This is a genomic window from Streptococcus parasanguinis (assembly GCF_016648925.1).
Classification (GTDB): domain Bacteria; phylum Bacillota; class Bacilli; order Lactobacillales; family Streptococcaceae; genus Streptococcus.
Genome location: NZ_JACLQX010000046.1, coordinates 1 through 1,035, shown reverse-complemented (window position 1 = coordinate 1,035; position 1,035 = coordinate 1). Strand labels below are relative to the sequence as shown.

At 40.5% G+C, this 1,035-nt stretch carries 1 protein-coding gene; it reads right to left on the bottom strand.

Annotated features, from left to right (window positions below; genetic code table 11):
* Positions 1–222 precede the first annotated feature (222 nt).
* Positions 223–912 carry a gamma-glutamyl-gamma-aminobutyrate hydrolase family protein gene (locus H7T97_RS10180; RefSeq protein ID WP_049486542.1) on the bottom strand — a complete coding sequence of 230 codons (690 nt, stop codon included), beginning with the start codon at positions 910–912 and terminating at the stop codon, positions 223–225.
* Positions 913–1,035 lie beyond the last annotated feature (123 nt).

Here is a 1,035-nt window from a genome sequence, read left to right as displayed (position 1 = left end):
ACTAGACAAACCTGTTTTTTTCGCTATAAATATTTTTTATCTTTATCTATCGCCTATTGTGAATCAGGAAATATCCTATCTCATTCTTTCATACATACATTGGGAAAACTCCCTATCTTTAGTCTTTTACCTGTTAGCACAAACGATAAGAGTCAGGAAAACATGGAGTAAAATATCCTATGTGCACTAAAAAAGAGGTTGACCCAACTTCAACCTCTTTTTTTATAATTCCTGTAATAAGTATTTAAAAAGTTCTAAATTCCCTTTTTCTTCATTAACCAAGTATTCTGGGTGCCACTGCAAGCCCATAATGCGATGACCATCTACAGCTTCAATGGCTTCGATGGTGTGATCGCGCGGATCAAAGGCGGTTGCACGGAAATTCGGTGCGAGATCCTTGATGCTTTGACGGTGCACGGAATTAATCCGACTGGCCTGTCCAAAAAGCTGTTCTACCACACTGCCTTTTTTAGTCTGGATAGAATGGGAAGTCCCAAACGGAAGTCCTTGCCAATGCCCTTCGATCTCTTGGTTGAGTGTTCCTCCAAAAGCCACATTGATCAACTGAACCCCACGGCAAATTCCTAGAACCGGTTTGTTTTGGCGTACTGCTTCCTTCAGTAGGGCAAGCTCAAATTGATCGCGTTTGATGTTGTAATCGTCGCTCTCGATAGTTTTTTCTTCACCATAAAGACTCGGCTCCACATTTTGGCCCCCACTCAAGATCAATTTATCAATGGTTTCAACATAATCCTTGACTAAGGAAATATCTCCCATCGGAATAACCATTGGAAGTCCGCCTGCTTGACGAATCCCTTCTGCAAACTGGCTGGAAACGGAGGAATGAAGGTTCTTCCCTTCCGGATCAACCGGACAGAGATTAGCGGATACTCCTACTATGGTTCTGCACATATTCATTCCTCCTTTATTATTTCATACATTCATCTTATCACCTATTAATGATCGTGTCTAATATGTATTTTTAAAGGAGATGATAAATAATATTTATCGCGTAAAAAAACAGGTTTGTCTAGC

Coding starts and splice junctions, on each gene's coding strand:
- H7T97_RS10180 (WP_049486542.1), bottom strand. CDS start 912: ATGTGCAGAACCATAGTAGGAGTATCCGCTAATCTCTGTCCGGTTGAT.